Origin of the sequence: Methylophaga thalassica (genome assembly GCF_030159795.1) — a bacterium.
Lineage (GTDB): Bacteria > Pseudomonadota > Gammaproteobacteria > Nitrosococcales > Methylophagaceae > Methylophaga > Methylophaga thalassica.
On record NZ_BSND01000013.1, the window covers coordinates 415,538 to 434,793 of the forward strand.

The following is a 19,256-nucleotide window of genomic DNA, read 5'->3' on the forward strand; positions in this document are numbered from 1 at the left end:
AGACGGATAGAATGAGTTTAAACACACAACGTGCTACCCATATTGCTCAGGTATTAACTGAAGCGCTGCCGTATATCCAGCGCTTTTCTGGCAAGACACTGGTCATCAAATATGGCGGTAATGCCATGGTGGACGAGGCATTAAAAAATAGTTTTGCCAGGGATGTGGTCTTACTCAAGGCAGTAGGAATCAATCCTGTTATTGTTCATGGTGGTGGTCCGCAAATAGGTGAATTACTGCAGCGTGTTGGTAAGCAGAGTGAATTTGTTAACGGCATGCGTGTCACAGATCGTGAAACCATGGATATTGTTGAAATGGTATTAGGCGGTCAAGTTAACAAAAGTATCGTTAACTTAATTAATAACCATGGTGGCAGGGCCGTCGGATTGACAGGTAAAGATGGAAGTTTAATTTTTGCTGAAAAACTACATATTTCAAGTTCTTCTGATATCAAAGCATCGGAATTAATTGATTTGGGCCATGTTGGTAAAGTAGCCAGTATTGATACCAGCGTCATTGATATGTTGATTCATAGTGACTTTATTCCTGTTATTGCTCCAATTGGCGTTGGCAAAGACGGTGAGTCATACAACATAAACGCTGATTTAGTGGCGGGTAAAATTGCTGAGGTGCTCCAAGCAGAGAAATTGATTTTGTTAACGAATACCGCTGGCTTACTCGATGCTGATGGTCAGTTGTTAACTGGTCTAAATGCTAAACAAGTCAATGACTTAATTGACGAGGGTGTTATATATGGTGGTATGCTGCCAAAAATTGGCTGTGCTCTAGATGCTGTTCAGTCGGGTGTGACAACTGCACATATTATCGATGGACGTGTCCAACACGCAGTATTGCTTGAAATGTTTACTGACGAGGGCGTAGGTACGTTGATTCGTGGAGGTGGTCGATGACTGAAGCAGTACCTACCAGTAGAGCTGAAACCAAACGTTCACGTCGTCAGGATATTCTAGAAGCACTTGCTTCTGAGTTAGAACAAAGACCGGGAGAGCGGATTACAACCGCCAAACTCGCTGCAAGTTTAGGTGTATCAGAAGCTGCTTTGTACAGGCATTTCCCCAGTAAAGCGAGAATGTTTGAAGGTTTAATTGGTTTTGCTGAAGAAACAGTTTTTGGTTTGATTCAACGAATTTTACAAGATGAACAAAATGCGTTGAATCGGATTGAAAAAATTATGACGCTTATGCTTGGCTTTTCTACAAAAAATCCAGGAATTACTAGTGTTCTAATGGGAACGGCTTTAACTGGTGAAACAGAGCGCTTAAGACAACGCGTGAGTCAATTTTTTGACCGTCTGGAGACGCAATTCAGACAGATCTTGAGAGAGCGTGAGCTGACTTTGACACAGGCCGGAGGTCGACCTGTCAATGAAACTGCGAATTTACTACTCGCTGTTGTTGAGGGGCAAATGCAACAATATGTAAGAAGCAGCTACAGACAATCTCCTCTGATTGGCTGGGAACAAAAATGGCAGTTATTAACAAAAATGCTTGAGGTTTATGCATGATAAATGTTTGTCTGGTCGGTTCTGATATAAAGAAGGAACTTGCTCTATTGCAGAGCCAGCATAACATTACGACAAATGCACTTTACGAAACCTCGTTTGAAGCATTACTGGATGCTATTGAAAAATTGAGTCCAGATGTATTAGTGATCTCCGATCAAACTAACCAGCTTTCAGCCGATGAGTTATGTTTTTACGTCAGTTTAAGGCTATCGAAAACAAAGACCATCATCATTACTGACAAGCCTGCCACATACGAACAATTAAAGCTATCAGGCTTTACATGCCGAGGCTTTGTTGCATTCGAACAAAGACACGCAATTGTCAGAGCAGTAAGAGTCGTTCATGATGGGGAAGCCTGGATTCCGAGGAAATTAGTGACAGATGTGCTTGATAAACTGGCCAAAGAAGAAAAGCGACATAACCGCATTAATAACTAATTCTTTAATTCTCCCTGCATCATGGTACTAAATTTGCTTAGTTGAGGAACTTGCTAACGAAATGAGTATCACAAAAATGTGAACTCATTCACATTTACTGATGTGTTAGTACCAAAGTACAGTAGATCAAATGAGGCTCTCACGGCAATATTACGCCATGATGAATAAGTTACGCGTTCTGGTCTTCCCAGTTCAGCGATTAGGGGAATAAATATGGCTACAGAAATTGGTGTTGTAAAAGCGCTTATCGGCGCTGTAACAGTCACCTCCACGGATGGCTCTGTGAGAACATTACAAGTGGGTGATGTGGTTTATGCCAATGATTTAATTTCAACCGGTGCCGAAGGTGCTATTGAGATTGAATTTGCTGATGGCAGCGTAATGGATCTGGGTCGCAGTTCTCAAGCACTTTTAGATGCTGAAGTATTTGATCCAACAAATACGGATGTCGAGGATAATCAACAAGCCGTTACTGACGATGTTGATGCCATACAGCAAGCGATTTTAGAAGGTCAAGATCCTACTCAAGTGGGTCAGGAGACTGCTGCTGGTGCAGGTACCGCTAATGGCAACGAAGGCCATGATGCGGTGTTTATTGATTATCTAAATCCTGAACAAATTCCTGAAGCAGGTTTCGACACTATTGGTGTTAGTAATACTTTCGACTTCCCTGAGGCGGATTTACTTTTTGTTGATAATGGTGATCCTGAACAATCGGGTATACCTCCCGTTACGCCTCCTTCTGGCGATATTGTTATTGAAGTCCCATCTAGCTTGGTTTCTGAAGGTGGTCTGCCTGAAGGACAATCTGGTGGTTCTGCATCATCAACCCAAACTATCAGCCTGGATTTAGGCGGAAGTGATTTAAGCAGTATTTCGTTATCGACATCCGGAAATACGACAACCTTGTTAACCCTGGACGGTCAAGCCATTGACACTGCATGGGATAGTTCTACCGGCACATTGATTGGCTACATAAGTGGCACAGACTCAACTGATGCAAGTAACCAGATTTTTACAGTCACACTAAGTGACATCTCGAATAATCAAGCTTCATATACAGTAGAGCTTCTTAAACCTATTCGTGATGTTGATGGGGTTACTGAAAATATTAATATTAATGTCAATGTCAGCAATAATGCTGGCGAGTCATCTTCTGCAAGTTTTGATGTAACCGTTCAAGATGATAATCCTGTTGCTAATCCTGCTCAGGAATCCATATCTGTCGGTCAGGCGGTTAATACAAACCTTCTTTTAGTTCTTGACGTCTCAAACAGTATGAATGAGACCACTGATTTTCAGGGGATGACAAAACTGGAAGTCATGATCAAGTCTAGCCTGAATTTAATTGAACAATATGAAGCGCTGGGCGATGTCATGGTGAATCTAGTGACATTTAACAATGGTGCTGAGAATCCAACAAATATTTGGGTCGACACAGCTACCGCGAAAGACATCATCAACTCACTCTCTGCGAGTGGAGAAACCAACTATGACGCTGCCTTAGCGGAAGCCGTTGAAGCCTTCAAAGACCCAGGTAAGATAGATGGTGCACAGAACATCGCCTATTTTATGTCTGATGGTGCGCCTAATGAGAGTAATCAAACAGATGCTGATGGGAATTATATCGGTGTTGGTATTGACAGCAGTGAACAACAGGCGTGGGAACAGTTTCTAGCTGACAATGATGTGACATCTTATGCTTTAGGAATGGGCGCTGATGCTGTAGCTAATGAGCTTGCGCCCATTGCTTATGATGGTGTTAAAGAAGCAGATGTTCCCGTCATTACCGTCACCGATTTTTCTCAGCTTGCAGATACATTAGTGAAGACTGTAACTGGCAACAGTGTCTCAGGTGACCTACTGGATGGTGGCTTTCCTTCAAGTGCCGGAGCTGATGGAGGTTGGATCAGTCAGATTTCTATTGATGGTGTGGACTACACATTCAATCAACAAACTAATACAGCCTCAGCTGGCAGTGCTATAGCAAGCTTTGATGCTTCAACTCATGTTTGGACCATTACTACCACTAATGGCAGTATCTTTACGGTAGATATGGACAGTGGTGAATATACATATAATGTTGGTGATTCTGCCAGTGGTACCTTCACAGAAGAGATAACCTACACCGTTACGGATGGCGATGGTGATACTGCCAGTAATACATTTACAGTCGATGTTGATGTTGATTTATCAACATTGGTGGTGAGTGATGATTTGGTCATTACTAATCAGGATTCTGTTGATATCCCTGACTGGGCTTTATTTGCCAATGACAGTGGTGCCGATGGTGAAACGTATACCCTGACAGACGCGACATCGACTACAGATACTGCCTCTGTGAATGGCAACAGTGTTACTTTCAATGATACAGACAGTAATGGCGGTAGCTTTAGTTATCAGAACCAAGCTGGTGGTCAGACAGACTCTGCGAATGTTTCTGTTACACACGTCAATGGCAGTATCCTTGAAGGTTCATTTAGGGATGAAATTCTGATCGGTGGCAATGATGTTGATTTTATTTCTGGCGGCGCTGGAAATGATGTACTGATTGGTGGAATTGGTGGTAGCTATGACGCTGGCTCAAGAACAGTGACAGCTACTGTTGAGTCAGGAGCCACTGGTACGGGTAATAATCAATTTTCATTTGCTTTAACTGCGTCAGCAATTGCAGCTGCTGCCGGATTATATGTAACTGAAATTCGTATCTCGCTTGCTGACTACAATGCTATTTTTGATCAGGTTGGTCAGGATAGTTATAAATTTACTTTAGGTGATGGTTCGACTATCTCTAGCGATGATATTCAGATGGTTACCGATGGTGACACTAATGAATTAGTGATCCAGTTTAAGCCTGGTACTTTTACCCATGAAGATACTCTGACTTTTGGTATTGATACTGATGGTCGAGGCATGACCACTGGCGATGATTTTGGCAGACAGGAAGTACCTTTTACCGTCTCTTTTAATGATGGCACAAGCCTAGATGGTACATATGAGCCTGATACGACTAATGGTGGTAGCTCAGGTACAGTTCAAGACAATCCCACGGTTACGGAAACATTAGATGGCGGAGCTGGTGATGACATCCTCGTTGGTGGTGACGGTGAGCATATTCTCCTCGGTGGTGAAGGTAACGATACGCTAGTTGGCGGTGGTGGCAATGACATCTTAACCGGTGGTGAGGGTGCTGATTTATTTGTTTGGCACAATGGTGGTCAAGGAACTGCAGCTACACCTGCTAATGATATTGTGACTGACTTCAATGGTACTGAAGGTGATAGCTTAGATCTTTCTGATATTCTTCAGGGAGAAGAAAGCAATGATATTACCGACTATATTTCTGTTGCTGAACAAGGTAACAACGTCGTACTGTCTCTAACACCTAATGGTGATGGTGGTGATATGACGCAGACAATCACCTTACAAAATACCAGTATTGATCAACTGGTTGGAAGTGATGCTTCTGGTATGTCTAATGCCGACATTATCAACTCTTTGATTACTAGCGGTCAGATTCAAGTAGATCAAAGTTAAGTTAGGATTTGAGAAGAATAAAAAAGCCGACATTAGTCGGCTTTTTTATTTGCATACTGAATAACAGTTACCAACAACCGACAGGACCAGTAGCACCTGTTTGAGTAATTGTTAGAGGTGTGCAGTTAGCATCATTAGCTTGAGATCCCTGAGCCGTTGCAACTAAGGTATAAGCTGTCGCTGTTGGAGCAGGGTTAGCTGCAATAATGTAATACGCTGTTCCCGTCTTAGGCGATTGATTAAAAGGTAGAGTGTTATCAGCACCTGCATAAGTGAAGTTTTCTGTGTAATAGCGCTCCATATAACTCGCCAATTCCATTAAGTCAGCTTGAGCATTAGCTCGTCGTGTTTGTCTGACTTGCTCTTGGTAAGACGGATAAGCAATGGCAGCAAGGATGCCTAGAATGACAACAACAATCATCAACTCGATGAGTGTAAATCCATTTTCTCTATATTTTATGTTATTCATTTAATAACCATATTTCAGTGATATAGGGGGGCTCGCCATCAGCACCACGACTCGTGTTAAAACCTATAGCTGTGTCTTCATTCACAATAGGGCCTTTTTCCCCTTGTGGCGCAAGACCATGCACAACCGTATTATGGTCGATAAGATACTCTTGATTAGAAATCACTAATCTATCTGAGGATAGCGATGAGTCCGTTACTGTTCCACTCTGACTAAAAGTCTGTGCAAATACTGACATTGGTATTAATAACACAGAGAGGATGGTTAAATAATTTTTTTTTAACATACATATGTCCTTAATCAGTCAGTTGAATCCAAGATCGCCTTCCTATCGCATCCTCACTTGAAGACTCTTCTTCTAAAATAAGCTCACCTGTCTCGGCATCACTCATAAATTTCACTTCAGTGGAGCCAGAACCAGGAACACGTCTGCTGATTTTAGGTGGCGAAATGATACTATCATAGCCTTTACCTGCGACAACTGGCACCTCGGTATCTGGCTCACCGTCACCATCAGTATCTACATAGAGATCATTTGCATCAATCACACCATCGCCATTGATATCCAGCGGCTGATAGTTCAGAGGTAGTCCCGTGTAATAGTCTAATTCCATTAACCAACTACTACCACCAAAATCACATGCATCTTCTGATGGAACAAGTGACGTAAAGATCACTTTTTCATCTCGGATAATGGCTTCAGAAACTTGTCTTTCACCACTATTTTCACCTGATGATGCACTGACTAAGTCAACATACCAGCCTCGGTCATCAGTGTTAGCTGTACCCCAGTTAATGATTTTATCTGATTCTGAGGCCGATATTGTCCGATAATTCGTGCCTAGAATCGTAAATTCAGCCATTGCTCGTTTATTGAGTTGAGCCCGAGAAAATGCATAACGTGTATAGGAGGATGTATCAGTATCATATACTCTCGGATCCCAAATAGCATAAAAACTCTGTGTAACTTGATCAACTGGAGTATTGTCGCCAACTTCAAAATATTTACCGGTACCAAATAAAAGTAAATAGCCATTTTTTTCGCTATGAAGCTCTACTTTAATTGGTGTTGTAATTGGTTGAATGTTGTCTTTGTTACAGCTTGTCCCGAAACACGCCGAGTATAAGGGCAGTGGCTTATTGGTATCCGCATCTCTGTATGTAAAGTCCCAGTCATTCTTATTATTGCTACCAATTTCAATGCTCCAAACATTACCAAACATATCACCGGCATAAATCAGATCGGTGGTGCCATCCTGGTTTGTGTCGATAGCTGTCGGCGTGGCGATTCCATTTGGTCTAAACTGTTCGGTTGGATCCTCATTTTTGCCTGTTTGTGTATCAAACTTACGAATCAGGCTACCGGTTTCTAAATCTACGATATAGATATAACCATTGCCATCATCACTGTCATGGCTTGCATTATTTGCACTGCCATCAGCGTCATTATCAAAAGTATTGTTGTACCCACCACTAAATAAGGCCGCCCATTTACCGTTGTTCAAACGAACAATATTTGCTTGTCCCATGGTGTATCCCATATCGGGATCATTCTTATCGGTAAATTCCCACAACACTTTTTTAGCTGATTCTGTTTCGTTTGAAAATGCTGAAGGATCCGTAATATCTAAGGCAAAGTAACCTTGACCTCCCGCGCCAAGACCTGAAACAAGTACTGTATGCCAACTGCCATCAAAAAAGGCATCTACCACAGTTGGACTGGCATCAACGTAATATTTGTGTGAGTAGCTGGGGGATGATAATTCTTTCAAGTTGTCATAGACACTATTCGGGACATAGGCAAACTTTTCTACTCCAGAATCAGCATCAAACGCATGCAACATCCCATCATTCGCCCCTACATAAATCATAGCGGTTCGGTTCAGATAGGTGCTGACAAACTCAGAATATAGGACAGAATCTTCTGGCTCATCATCTTCTGATCTATTGCCCCATTGATCGTAATAATCTGATCTAGGAGGACCAAGTAACACAGGAGAGGAATTAATAATATCGCCAAGTAATTTAGTTCGTGTTCTATAGATACCCTCAGATTTACTCTGTTCTTTCGATTGGTTACCACGCAGATAATTCAATACATCTTCGCTGCCTAATGATAATTTTTGACTAGAATTCAATGCATTCCAGTCAAATGCATAACCATTATTACCATCAGAGGTGAATATCACACGTTGATTAGCGCTTGGAATTTTATTAGCAGCATCCCACAATGCTGAAGGTAATAATTGTCCATCGTCATCAAAGCCAAACGCTAGTAGTCGTCCTGTCCAGTCGCCACTGTTAAAACGGGCTTGATAGACTTTACTGTCACTAGTTATGGCACCCGAGTTAACGGCAACAGCAGCGGAGGACGAAGTTCTCGATGTGATATTTTGTAAAATGCCAGCAAGTGATTCGGCAAACTCATCAGGATCAGCAGCACTGAAAAAATTACCATGACTATTGACTGCAGCATGCCATAAGTCATCTATTTTTGCTGGGCTTGAACTTCCCGGGTCAGGCCATGATTTGGTCGGAGGGGTGGCTGAAAGCGCGGCTAAATCATTCTCTGGGTCGAGTGAGCCTTTGACCCCGAGCCCCACAGTGAATGTGACCATGTGTTGCCAAAATGCTGGATCTTCCGTGTTGGTTGGTACTTCATTTTCTAAGTCTGTCCGAAGATCCCGTTTCCAGTAGTGCATGGCTGTATCAGCCAGTGTATTTGACCATGAATCAGAGAAAGGGGGAGATGCAATGTACGTATAATCGTCATCATTGGGACCACTGATGGTGGTGCCGTTGCTATTATCGACATTTCCAAGCCCAGGGCTGCCGCCATTCCAGTAGCCATCTGTAGTAAGAATATGATAGCTCTGACGACAAGTCAGGTGAGCAGAGGAGTCATCAGTACCTGGGTTAGCTCCCCATGGTCCTCTGTTGTCGGTTCTTTCGTAATATTGGCCTACACTGGCCGCAGCTGATCTGAGAGGTGTCCCGTAATTGTTAATCACATGATCGTAGAGGTTATCGTAAAATGCGGTCCTGTTTGCACCGCTAAATTTTCTGACGCCTCTGATCAGGGCTCTGTTACTGCTGACACCATCGATAGTGCGACTACCCTCGTTTATTGCAGCAAAACCGACACGGGAATTTTCAGATTGGGTGGCAAATGCTCGGCCTACACCAGCACGAGCTGTCAAAATTCGTGAGCGGTAATATTGAAACCAGTTAGCAAAGTTTTGTATTTCTTCATCACGTGTTCGAGTCGTACCGTTTGGACTGGTGAATGTTGCACTGGCTGAAGTGGAGTCGGTAATTCTTACTCGTGTATAGCGAGAGCGATCTAATCGCAATGCCTCTGAGTCAGAAGCGCTGCCATTGTATTTGTAGTATGTGATGGGCCAAAAACTATGGTTACCATTGCATGGGTCACCATAAGCACTACTGAGGCTACTGCCATGTTTGAACCAGCATGAGTATTGTGTTTGTTGAGTTTTTAAGTTGATACTTCCACGTGAAGGATCGGCCGGATTATATAGCGCAGCTGATGGATTCGCATTCCCCATACTCGTGCCGTCAGCCTTACTCCAAGGCACATAAGTCACATCTGGATTGTAGAAGACTGCGTTATTGACAGATGAGCGTGAAAAGAAGTTATGGACATTATCGTCATCAAAGTTTGGTACCTGGTTACTGTAGGTAACACCACCATAAAGACTGGACGGTCTAGGGAACAGGTAATTCGCATAATGTAAATTCTCATCAGGCATGACCTCCCATTGCATTGAACCTGAATCATCAAGTGTAAACATGATATTCGGTGCAACCACACCACCGAGATAGAGTGGCACATTACTGATGTTGAGATTAGCTGCTGAAGATGTCAGCGAGTAAATACCCAATAATACGAGCGCTGTGAAAGAGGATAATTTATTCATATTTTTACCTCATACGAACGACAGACTGTAAAAGGACCACGGATTGCACTGAGCCACCCACACCGCGGGCAGTAACGCGGTAGAACTTAGCACCACCTTGTTGCTGGTCTCGAGGCTTATTACCGTTACTATTTCCGGGTTTTATAATTTCTTCAATGACATAACGTGGTGGGCTGACAGCACCTTGTGGTTGGGTGGCGGCTGTGCCATTTGCAGTCCACCAGGCGGCGTTACGTTGAAGCCACCAAGGGGTCGCATCTGTGCCGACAGGATCCATTGATTGTTTGGTCCAACACCCGGGGGCACCAGTATCGGAACAAATTGGCAGATTAACCCAGTTTAAGACGGTACCTTCACCAGCTCGTAACGCCACTTCAGCTGCTTTAAACGCTATATCTCTGTCAATTTGATTAGATGCCATTTTTTCTTCCATGACACCTGTACGCATGGCAAAGATTCCTATCATGGTCAGCAATAACAGCATAATGAGACTGACAATCAAGGCCGCACCTGATTGTTGAGTTTTCATAATATACGGTTCCTGAGCGTTATTGTTTTGGTAAAGACTTGCCTCAACCTGCCGTCATCTGGGGTGATGACATTGCCCTCGAGGGTATAGGTGCCATCCCCTAATGCCACATTATCATTTTGTTGAGGGTCAATATTGATCATGACTAAGGATATGCGAACACTGATAATCTGCTCCCAGTCAGCCACTGCATTTGCTTTGACATATTGGTCTACACTACCGTTATTGCTGGTATCGACACCATACTCCACCTGCATCTGTTCGACACCTTCGATAAGTACATCTGGATTTTTTCCCAGCACCATCTGATAAAGAGAAGGGTAATTACTGGGGCCATTTCGAATAAAAAAAGTATGTGTAGTGATGGTATTTAACCAGCCCTGACTTAGGCCAGATAGTCCCAAGTCAACTCTACTATTTCCAGGTGTACCGATACCTGTTTCATGTTGAAGATTGCCGTCTACTGAGGGATCATTGGTCACCTGAAAAATCACGCTATTATTGCAGTCAGAAGCAATCACGATGTTAGCACACTCACCAGGCTTTGCTTCTGTCGCCGGATCGCAGTCATCCAGAGGATTATCCTGTGGAATTTTAACCGGAGCAGAGGGGCCTAAACTGCTATCGAAATGACTCACTTCAATAAAGACATTGCTCACTGTACGTAAGGTAAATACATCACTACCTGCTATCGCTTGATTGATTCCAGCAGGTAATGCGGGAGACCAGCCACCGTTGTTATCTGCTTCGTGGCCTAAGACTGGGGCACCACCTATGTCCCAGAAATAATTATTTGCCGTGTTCAGATTATTGACTAGGCTTCTACCTGTACCCCCTGAATTTCTTCCTGTAGCCCCTCTATTCCCTGTAGGGATAGAGTTACAACCGACGTAACCGGCGCGGTCTAAAAGCGATGAAATGTGATGAATTGCATAGCGTCCATCTTCTTGCATGCGCGCTTTCATATCTTGTACACGATAGGTTTGACGCGTACTAACGAATAACTCTATTACCCCAGCAATCAGTAAAAGGCCTATGACGAGTGCCACCATCAATTCGACGAGAGAAAACCCTTTTTCTTTATTCATATCGCACTTTCCAGAACCATTGTCGAGGTCGCATAGTCACCATAATTAGTATTCTCATCACCAATTTGAATATCTGACCATCTCACCGTGATCGTACAAATGAAGGGCTGGTTCACAAGAAAGTTGCCACACACAATTTGTCCTTCACCTGCAGGAAGATAGGCTGCTAAAGCCGCTCGCCATTCTCGAACATCCGTATCAGAAACACTATTGCCAGCTGGCGTTGCCCCATTAAAAAGGATGTCATAGTTTTTTGCATAGGCTGCCGTGGTATTGGCTTTCATGCGCTCTAGTATGCTGCCAGCAAGAATATTAGCTTGGGTTTTGAGGCCTGCGGTTGAGTTGGCCTTGAGGGTGGTGACTTGTAAATGTGCCATACCAAGTAAACCTATAGCTAAGACAAATACTGCCACCATAACTTCCAGTAAGGTAAAGCCGGTTTGTTGACGTCTCATCATGGGCAAACATTCCCGATAGAAATTCTGCTACTACCTGACTGGTTCACGGTAATAATTCTTTCATTGCTGCCTGTCGAGCAAAAAGTGATATTGCCATTTGGGAAACCTAGTGTGGATAGAATTTCACCTGTCGGCATAAACCGAAATCCACTGCCTGTATTTCCGGCAGTGACTGACGTAACATTGTCCAAGGCATTTTGTTGGGAAAGAAAGCAGTCTTGATTCTCTGCACAAACGGCCCCAACATCTCCAAGCGACTCATCAGCATCCCAGTCAGTAAATACATTCCAGCCACTACTCCAGTCACCATTCGTAATAGGTAGCATGGTGACTTGAATGCCTCTTCTGATGGCTTCGCTGCGTGCCAGTTGCATAGTGCCCATAAAGTCATTTGCTGTGGTGATAAGGCGGTGGTCTCGAATCATCTGTGAAAAACTCGGCGCAGCAATAGCTAATATGATGGCGGCGACCGCGAGAGTTACCATCAATTCAACTAGAGTAAATCCTTGATTAAATTTGTCTTTTACCACTTTATTCAGCCCTCTCCATGGGATCGGTTTTAGCCTTATTTATTTTCTCAGTCAAGTTTCAATCAATAGACTTTGTGGGGCTTGTCTCATATTTGAAAAAAAACTGTGAATATCAGTCATATCGTCGTTTTTAGTGTAACAACAAGGCGGCAATAGGGGGAAATCTTTGCCGCTAATTTCGACCACTACATTGCCGAACTCATGGTGACTTATCGGCAATTCATACAGTTAGTTTAGTTGGCACGTTAAATGCTGAATGACAATTGTAAATGAGGATGGAGGCGTATAAATGCCGATTAATTTTGATAGTGCAATTGGAATTCATGCTGATGCATTACGCGTGCGTTCACAGCGTGCTGAGCTACTTGCCACCAATATGGCCAATGCCGATACGCCTAATTATAAAGCCCAAGATATTGATTTTAGGGAAGCTTTGAATAATGCGATGACGGGGTCAGCGCCTGGTCAATTAAACACGACTAATCAAAAACACTATTCCACAAACCCGGAATCTAATGGTTTGATGGGACCGATTCAATACCGGGTAGCAACACAGGATTCTTTAGATGGCAATAGTGTCGATGAAGAAGTGGAGCAGGCACAATTTATGCAGAATGCTGTTCAGTATCAGGCCAGCCTGCAATTTTTGGGTGGTAAGTTCAACTCGCTGACACGGGCACTGAAAGGAGAATAGGCACTATGTCGTTATTTAATATTTTTGATATTGCCGGAAGCGGTATGAGTGCTCAGTCTCTACGTCTGAATACAACGGCAAGTAATCTCGCCAACGTCGATAGTGTCAGCAGTAGCATTAATCAGACGTATAAAGCCAGACAACCTGTGTTTGCAACCGTGTTGGATAATGCTCAAGAAGGTTATAAGCAGGGCGCTGTTCAAGTTCAGGGCATTGTCGAAAGTCAGGCTCCTGTCAGGCAGGAATATAACCCGAGCCACCCAATGGCAAATGAAGATGGCTATATTTTCCACTCAAATGTGGATCCGATTACCGAAATGGCAAATATGATGTCCGCGTCACGTTCCTATCAAAACAACGTTGAAATCGCGAATACCTCAAAACAATTGCTGTTAAGAACATTACAGTTAGGGCAATAAGGAGGGGTGAGAGATGGCTGTGAGCGGAATTAACGATAACAACCCGTATGCATTCTTGAACTCGACTAGTTCAACAGAAGAAAAAAATAAAGATGCTGGCACACTGGGGATGGAAGATTTTATGTCCCTGATGACAACGCAGTTAAAGTATCAGGACCCGATGAATCCCATGGAAAATGGTGATTTTCTTGGGCAAATAGCGTCTTTTGCTCAGGTAACAGGCTTATCTGACTTGCAGGATTCTTTTTCTACTTTTGCCAATTCGATGCAATCTAATCAGGCATTGCAGGGATCATCGCTAGTTGGGCGAACAGTGCTAATCCCTTCATCAATAGGTAACTTAACGGCAACAGATGGTTTATCCGGTCGGATAAATGTTGCCGATCCTGTTACAGATTTGAAAGTGAAAATTTATGACGAGGCGGGTGTTGTGGTACGTACCATCGACATGGGCTCAGCCTCAGGTTATACCGATTTCACCTGGGATGGTTTTGATGATAACGGTGAAGCTATGCCGGAAGGTGTTTATCAATTCAAAGCCTCGGGTACGGTTGATGGCTCGAATACAGCTTTTGCTACTGGTGTTTTAGCTCAAGTGTCGAGTGTTTCAATTAGTTCGACCGATGGATTGATAGTGAATCTGGCCGGAATTGGTTCGGCGTCATTTAGTGAAGTTGTTGAAATTCTTTAGGAGAATATCTTATGTCATTTAGCACAGCTTTAAGTGGTTTGAATGCGGCAACAGCCGATCTAAACGTCAAATCAAACAATATTGCTAACGTCAACACGACCGGCTTTAAGATGTCTCGTGCAGAGTTTGGTGACGTTTTTGCCGTTTCAGCCTTTGGATCAACCAATCAAACAGCCATTGGTAGTGGTGCTGTATTACAAAATGTGGCTCAGCAGTTTAACCAAGGCAATCTTGAGTTCACGGACAATTCGTTAGATTTGGCGATAAGTGGACAAGGCTTTTTTGCCTTAGCTCCCGAACTCGACAGTGGTGAGGTTATTTACACTCGGGCAGGTGAGTTCGGTGTTGATAAAGATGGATATATTGTCTCAAATGAAGGTTGGTATCTAAGAACTTTCCCTGTGGATGAGCAAGGTAACATTTCAGCAACCAGTATGAATGCGACATCGCCTATTCAATTACCGGCATCTGTTGGTGCACCTGAAGCGACTACAGAGTTGAAAATCGCCACCAATTTACCCTCTACATCTGATGGGATTATTGATAGTGGTACTGGGGGGATTTTGGCCATCGACCCAACCGACGATACAACCTACAGTTATACAACCTCAGCAACAATTTATGATTCGCTCGGTAATGAACATATCGTGACTACCTATTACCAGCATATCGATGAGGCGGCATTAGATGGCGGTGTCCCTGTGGGTGATAACCAATGGCAAATGGCTGTTTACGTTGATGGTGGTGAAGTCAAAGGTGGTACGGATGGGGTTCCCTATGCTCTAGAAACGGATGCCCGTATTAGTTTTAATGCTGATGGCACATTGAATCAGGTTGATGCTGATCCAAGTACTGCAGGTATTGATCCCATTGCTCTCACCTTCACTGATGGTGGGGCGACTGAGTGGATGAGTGGTGCCGAAACGCAAACAATTACATTATCGCTTAACGGTTCAACCCAGAACTCTGGCAGTTTTAATGTGGGTGCTCTCACTGTTAATGGTTTCCCAACTGGTCGTCTGACTGGGGTGGATGTGAGTGAAGAAGGCCTGATCAGAGCCAACTACAGTAATGGGCAAGCCATTCCTATTGGAAAAATTGCTATGGGCAACTTTGCTAATCCTCAGGCGCTGAACAAAATTGGTAGTACTGCCTGGAAAGAAACCACAGATTCTGGCCCGGTCATTGCAGGAGAAGCTGCAACAGGTAGTTTTGGTCAAATTCAGGCGGGTGCATTAGAAACATCCAATGTTGATTTGACGGCTGAGCTAGTGGGACTGATTACTGCACAACGTAACTTCCAGGCTAACTCAAAAGCGATCGAGACAAATAATGCCATTACTCAGACCATTATCAACCTGCGATAACGTTTTTCTTTAAAAGTGCGCTGTCTCTGGCAGCGCATTGAGGGCAGAAATAATGGACCGTAGCTTATATATCGCCATGAACGGGGCTCAACAGACCATGTTGGCCCAAGCAGCTAACGCCAATAATTTGGCAAATGTGAATACCACTGGTTTTCGGGCGGACTTTGAACAGTTTAGAAGTATGCCGGTATTTGGCGAAGGTTTACCTAGCCGTGTTTATTCAATGCTGGAGCGACCACAAACCGATTATCAAACAGGGTCTATTCAATCTACTGGACGTGATCTGGATATTTCTGTTCAAGGTGAAGGCTTTATTGCTGTTCAGGGTAAAGATGGTCGTGAGGGTTACACGCGTGCTGGTGATCTTCATGTGACGGAAGCGGGACAATTGGTTACAGGTACCGGACTTGCCGTGATGGGGGAGGGGGGACCGATAGCTATTCCCCCAGCCCAGACAATCGATGTCGGCAGTGATGGAACGATTTCTATCCGCCCTATAGGCGAAGCGGCAAATGCACTTGCCGTATTAGACCGGATTAAATTAGTCAAACCAGATTTGCAACAAGTGTTTAAGGATTCAGATGGCCTTATGCGGATGCAGGATGGTTCTGAAGCACCTTTAGATGCGACGGTCACAGTTGCCTCCGGTACTTTAGAGGGCAGTAATGTCAATGCGGTAGGTGCTCTGGTTAATATGATCGAGTTGCAGCGACAGTATGAAATGCAAGTCAAAATGATGGATACAACACAAGAAAATAGTGCAGCATCGGCACGTTTAATGCAGATAAGTACTTAAGCAATTAGCGTTAACACGACGATTGCATAAGACTTCAGGAGACGATTATGAATCAGGCTTTGTGGATTGCCAAAACTGGCCTAGATGCCCAGCAAACACGTATGTCAGTTATTTCCAATAATCTGGCTAACGTTAATACAACCGGGTTTAAACAAGACCGAGCGGTGTTTGAAGATTTGTTATATCAAACAATAAGACAGCCAGGGGCACAATCTTCAACAAGTACACAACTGCCATCAGGCTTGATGATTGGTACAGGTGTCAGAACGGTTGCGACGGAAAAATTACATACTCAAGGTAATATTATCCAAACTGAACAAGCATTGGACATTGCCATTAATGGCCGAGGCTTTTTTCAGATTTTAATGCCAGATGGAACGCTGTCTTATACACGTGATGGTACGTTTCAACTTAACTCTGATGGTCAGGTTGTGATGTCGAATGGTAACCCCTTAGAGCCAGCTATTACGATTCCAGCAGATGCACAAAGTATTACGGTAGGGTCTGATGGTACGGTAAGTGTGACTCAGCCTGGTACGGCGACCCCAACGATTGTCGGCAATATTGAGTTAGCCGACTTTGTGAATCCGACGGGTTTGCAACCAATAGGTGAAAATTTGTTTCAGGAAACCGGAGCAAGTGGCACCCCGATTACCGGTACACCTGGGTTGGATGGGTTTGGTCAGACCGTTGGCGGAGCGCTGGAAACATCGAATGTTAATGTAGTAACAGAGCTGATCAATATGATTGAAACTCAGCGTGCGTATGAAATGAATTCAAAAGCCATTTCTACATCTGATCAAATGCTGCAGTACGCCAGTCAGAACCTTTAGTCATAGCTTCGGGCTACTTGTTGTCCCCCACCAAGTAGCCCTTTTCTTTTTCACCTTCTTGGTTTTTCATTTTTTTGGCATGAACTCTGCTTCACTTTCTAGGTGAAGTACGTATTTTTTCGGAGTGTCAAAATGAAGACAATTGCCCCATTTTTAGTGTTTATTGCTGTGGCAATGTTAACCGGCTGCTACAACAATGAGGTTAAACGAGACCCAGCCTTTGCTGCGGTACGTCCAGCTCCGATTGAGCCGCAAGATAATTATGACGGTGCCATTTTTGACGCACGCAATAATATTTCACTATTTGAGGATTATCGTGCGAGACGGGTAGGCGATATTTTGACAGTCAAACTAGAAGAAAAAACTGACGCTGAGAAAGAGACAGAAACAACGGTCGATAAGTCGAATAATAATTCCATTGATAATCCAACGCTGTTTGGAACAACACCACAATTTAATCTCCCCGGCCAACTACCGTTAGCTAATACAAAAGACAACAATTTAGCCTTTGGCGTAAATTCAACCAGTAAATTTAAAGGTGCCGGCGATAGTGATCAGAATAATAAGTTGACCGGCAATATTAGTGTGTCGGTGGTTGAAGTATTACCCAATGGCAACATGGTCATTCGAGGTGAGCGAGTGATTACCATAAATCAAGGTAATGAATACATACGTTTGTCAGGGATGATTAGTCCAAGAGATATCGAGGCAGATAATTCTATTTCGTCTATTCGCATTGCCGATGCTCAGATTTCTTATGTGGGGGATGGCCCGACTAATGATGCCAATGTGATGGGCTGGTTAAGTCGATTCTTTGTTAGCGCATTGATGCCTTTTTAAAGGGTAAAAGTTATGAAGTTCAGAGTATTTATTGCATTCGCATTATTAGTGAGTTCAGGCCTTGCCTGCGCCGAACGGGTTAAAGATCTGGCCTCCATTGCTGGCGTGCGTAGTAACCAATTAATTGGTTATGGATTGGTGGTGGGTCTCAATGGCACGGGCGATAAGACAAAGTTCACCGGACAAAGCCTAAGAAACATGTTAGTGGAAATGGGGATTAATATCCCACCGGGCACTGACCCTAAAAGTAAAAACGTGGCGGCCGTGTCTGTACATGCCGATTTACCGCCGTTTGTTAAGCCCGGTCAAACCATTGATATTACTGTTTCCTCATTGGGTGATGCCAAGAGTCTTCGCGGTGGCAGTTTATTAATGACGCCATTAAAAGGGGCTGATGGACAAATTTATGCCATGGCACAAGGCAATTTAATTGTCGGCGGTTTTGGCGCTGATGCTGCTGATGGCTCAAGGTTAACGGTCAATATTCCCAGTGCCGGGCGGGTACCCAATGGCGCGACGGTTGAGCGAGCCGTTAGAAATGCATTGAATGTTGGGGATTCTATTATTCTTAATCTACACAGTCCCGATTTCACTACGGCCAGTCGATTAAGTGATGCCATTAACCATACATTAGGCAAAAATACGGCGTTTTCGATGGATGCATCTTCGGTCAAAGTGAACGCGCCGCGCGATCCTAACCAGCGTGTTCCATTTATGTCCTTAATCGAGAATTTAGAGTTGAATCCAGGTGAAGCACCCGCCAGAGTTGTGGTCAACTCACGTAGTGGCACGATTGTGATTGGGCAGCATGTGCGGGTGAGCCCTGCTGCAGTGACGCATGGTAATTTATCGGTCACTATCTCGGCTAACCCAGAAGTCAGTCAGCCAGAACCTTTTTCGCAAGGACAGACGGTTGTAACGCCTAACTATAATATTAATATTACGGAAGAAAATAGCCGGATGTTTGTCTTTAATCCTGGGGTGTCGCTCGATGAAATTGTACGTGCGGTTAATCAGGTCGGTGCGGCGCCTGGTGATTTAGTGGCTATCCTCGAAGCATTGAAACAGGCCGGCGCACTTAAGGCTGACTTAGTGGTTATTTAGC

General features: G+C 43.8%; 19 protein-coding genes. 12 read left to right on the top strand and 7 right to left on the bottom strand.

What is annotated here, in order from left to right; all coding sequences use genetic code 11:
* Positions 1 to 11 precede the first annotated feature (11 nt).
* The 4 genes from argB to QQL60_RS14830 all read left to right on the top strand — a co-directional run bounded on the left by argB (position 12) and on the right by QQL60_RS14830 (position 5,499).
* Positions 12 to 911 carry an acetylglutamate kinase gene (argB, locus tag QQL60_RS14815; protein WP_284723737.1) on the top strand — a complete coding sequence of 300 codons (900 nt, stop codon included), beginning with the start codon at positions 12 to 14 and terminating at the stop codon, positions 909 to 911.
* Positions 908 to 1,525 (top strand): nucleoid occlusion factor SlmA, encoded by a 618-nt coding sequence (gene slmA, locus QQL60_RS14820; protein WP_007144575.1) that lies wholly within the window; start codon positions 908 to 910, stop codon positions 1,523 to 1,525. Before argB ends, slmA begins: the two co-directional genes overlap by 4 nt.
* Positions 1,522 to 1,962, top strand: coding sequence for a hypothetical protein (locus tag QQL60_RS14825; RefSeq protein ID WP_284723738.1), 441 nt, complete (start codon positions 1,522 to 1,524; stop codon positions 1,960 to 1,962). The genes slmA and QQL60_RS14825 overlap by 4 nt, the downstream gene beginning before the upstream one ends.
* Before the next feature lie 213 nt (positions 1,963 to 2,175).
* On the top strand, positions 2,176 to 5,499 hold the full coding sequence (locus QQL60_RS14830; protein WP_007144577.1) for a retention module-containing protein: 3,324 nt from the start codon (positions 2,176 to 2,178) through the stop codon (positions 5,497 to 5,499).
* A 67-nt stretch (positions 5,500 to 5,566) separates the two neighbouring features.
* Here QQL60_RS14830 and QQL60_RS14835 read toward each other — a convergent pair whose 3' ends face one another.
* The 7 genes from QQL60_RS14835 to QQL60_RS14865 are packed head-to-tail and all read right to left on the bottom strand — an operon-like array spanning position 5,567 to position 12,511.
* Entirely contained in the window at positions 5,567 to 5,968 is a 402-nt protein-coding gene (locus QQL60_RS14835; protein WP_040576167.1) for a type IV pilin protein, read from the bottom strand.
* On the bottom strand, positions 5,961 to 6,254 hold the full coding sequence (locus QQL60_RS14840) for a hypothetical protein (protein WP_007144579.1): 294 nt from the start codon (positions 6,252 to 6,254) through the stop codon (positions 5,961 to 5,963). The genes QQL60_RS14835 and QQL60_RS14840 overlap by 8 nt, the downstream gene beginning before the upstream one ends.
* A gap of 10 nt (positions 6,255 to 6,264) precedes the next feature.
* Positions 6,265 to 9,906, bottom strand: coding sequence for a pilus assembly protein (locus QQL60_RS14845; RefSeq protein WP_284723739.1), 3,642 nt, complete (start codon positions 9,904 to 9,906; stop codon positions 6,265 to 6,267).
* Between the two features lie 4 nt (positions 9,907 to 9,910).
* Positions 9,911 to 10,435 carry a pilus assembly PilX family protein gene (locus tag QQL60_RS14850; protein WP_007144581.1) on the bottom strand — a complete coding sequence of 175 codons (525 nt, stop codon included), beginning with the start codon at positions 10,433 to 10,435 and terminating at the stop codon, positions 9,911 to 9,913.
* Positions 10,432 to 11,523 (bottom strand): PilW family protein, encoded by a 1,092-nt coding sequence (locus QQL60_RS14855; RefSeq protein ID WP_007144582.1) that lies wholly within the window; start codon positions 11,521 to 11,523, stop codon positions 10,432 to 10,434. The genes QQL60_RS14850 and QQL60_RS14855 overlap by 4 nt, the downstream gene beginning before the upstream one ends.
* Complete coding sequence (gene pilV, locus QQL60_RS14860; protein ID WP_007144583.1) at positions 11,520 to 11,981, bottom strand: type IV pilus modification protein PilV; 462 nt, start codon at positions 11,979 to 11,981, stop codon at positions 11,520 to 11,522. The genes QQL60_RS14855 and pilV overlap by 4 nt, the downstream gene beginning before the upstream one ends.
* On the bottom strand, positions 11,978 to 12,511 hold the full coding sequence (locus tag QQL60_RS14865; RefSeq protein WP_007144584.1) for a GspH/FimT family pseudopilin: 534 nt from the start codon (positions 12,509 to 12,511) through the stop codon (positions 11,978 to 11,980). The genes pilV and QQL60_RS14865 overlap by 4 nt, the downstream gene beginning before the upstream one ends.
* A 289-nt stretch (positions 12,512 to 12,800) precedes the next feature.
* Between QQL60_RS14865 and flgB the strand changes: the two genes are divergently transcribed.
* The 8 genes from flgB to QQL60_RS14905 all read left to right on the top strand — a co-directional run bounded on the left by flgB (position 12,801) and on the right by QQL60_RS14905 (position 19,255).
* Positions 12,801 to 13,205: a flagellar basal body rod protein FlgB gene (gene flgB / locus QQL60_RS14870; RefSeq protein ID WP_007144586.1), complete on the top strand. Its 405-nt coding sequence runs from the start codon at positions 12,801 to 12,803 to the stop codon at positions 13,203 to 13,205.
* A gap of 5 nt (positions 13,206 to 13,210) precedes the next feature.
* The gene (gene flgC / locus QQL60_RS14875) at positions 13,211 to 13,624 is read left to right on the top strand and encodes a flagellar basal body rod protein FlgC (RefSeq protein WP_007144587.1); all 414 of its coding nucleotides are present in this window, start codon (positions 13,211 to 13,213) and stop codon (positions 13,622 to 13,624) included.
* A gap of 13 nt (positions 13,625 to 13,637) precedes the next feature.
* Positions 13,638 to 14,315, top strand: a complete 678-nt coding sequence (locus QQL60_RS14880; RefSeq protein WP_007144588.1) for a flagellar hook assembly protein FlgD — start codon at positions 13,638 to 13,640, stop codon at positions 14,313 to 14,315.
* A gap of 11 nt (positions 14,316 to 14,326) precedes the next feature.
* Positions 14,327 to 15,682 (top strand): flagellar hook protein FlgE, encoded by a 1,356-nt coding sequence (gene flgE, locus QQL60_RS14885; RefSeq protein ID WP_007144589.1) that lies wholly within the window; start codon positions 14,327 to 14,329, stop codon positions 15,680 to 15,682.
* A gap of 52 nt (positions 15,683 to 15,734) precedes the next feature.
* Complete coding sequence (gene flgF, locus QQL60_RS14890; RefSeq protein ID WP_007144590.1) at positions 15,735 to 16,478, top strand: flagellar basal-body rod protein FlgF; 744 nt, start codon at positions 15,735 to 15,737, stop codon at positions 16,476 to 16,478.
* Positions 16,479 to 16,525: 47 nt separating this feature from the next.
* The gene (gene flgG, locus QQL60_RS14895) at positions 16,526 to 17,311 is read left to right on the top strand and encodes a flagellar basal-body rod protein FlgG (protein WP_007144591.1); all 786 of its coding nucleotides are present in this window, start codon (positions 16,526 to 16,528) and stop codon (positions 17,309 to 17,311) included.
* 132 nt (positions 17,312 to 17,443) lie between these two features.
* Complete coding sequence (locus QQL60_RS14900) at positions 17,444 to 18,151, top strand: flagellar basal body L-ring protein FlgH (protein WP_007144592.1); 708 nt, start codon at positions 17,444 to 17,446, stop codon at positions 18,149 to 18,151.
* Positions 18,152 to 18,163: 12 nt separating this feature from the next.
* Positions 18,164 to 19,255, top strand: a complete 1,092-nt coding sequence (locus tag QQL60_RS14905) for a flagellar basal body P-ring protein FlgI (RefSeq protein WP_007144593.1) — start codon at positions 18,164 to 18,166, stop codon at positions 19,253 to 19,255.
* Position 19,256: the final 1 nt, after the last annotated feature.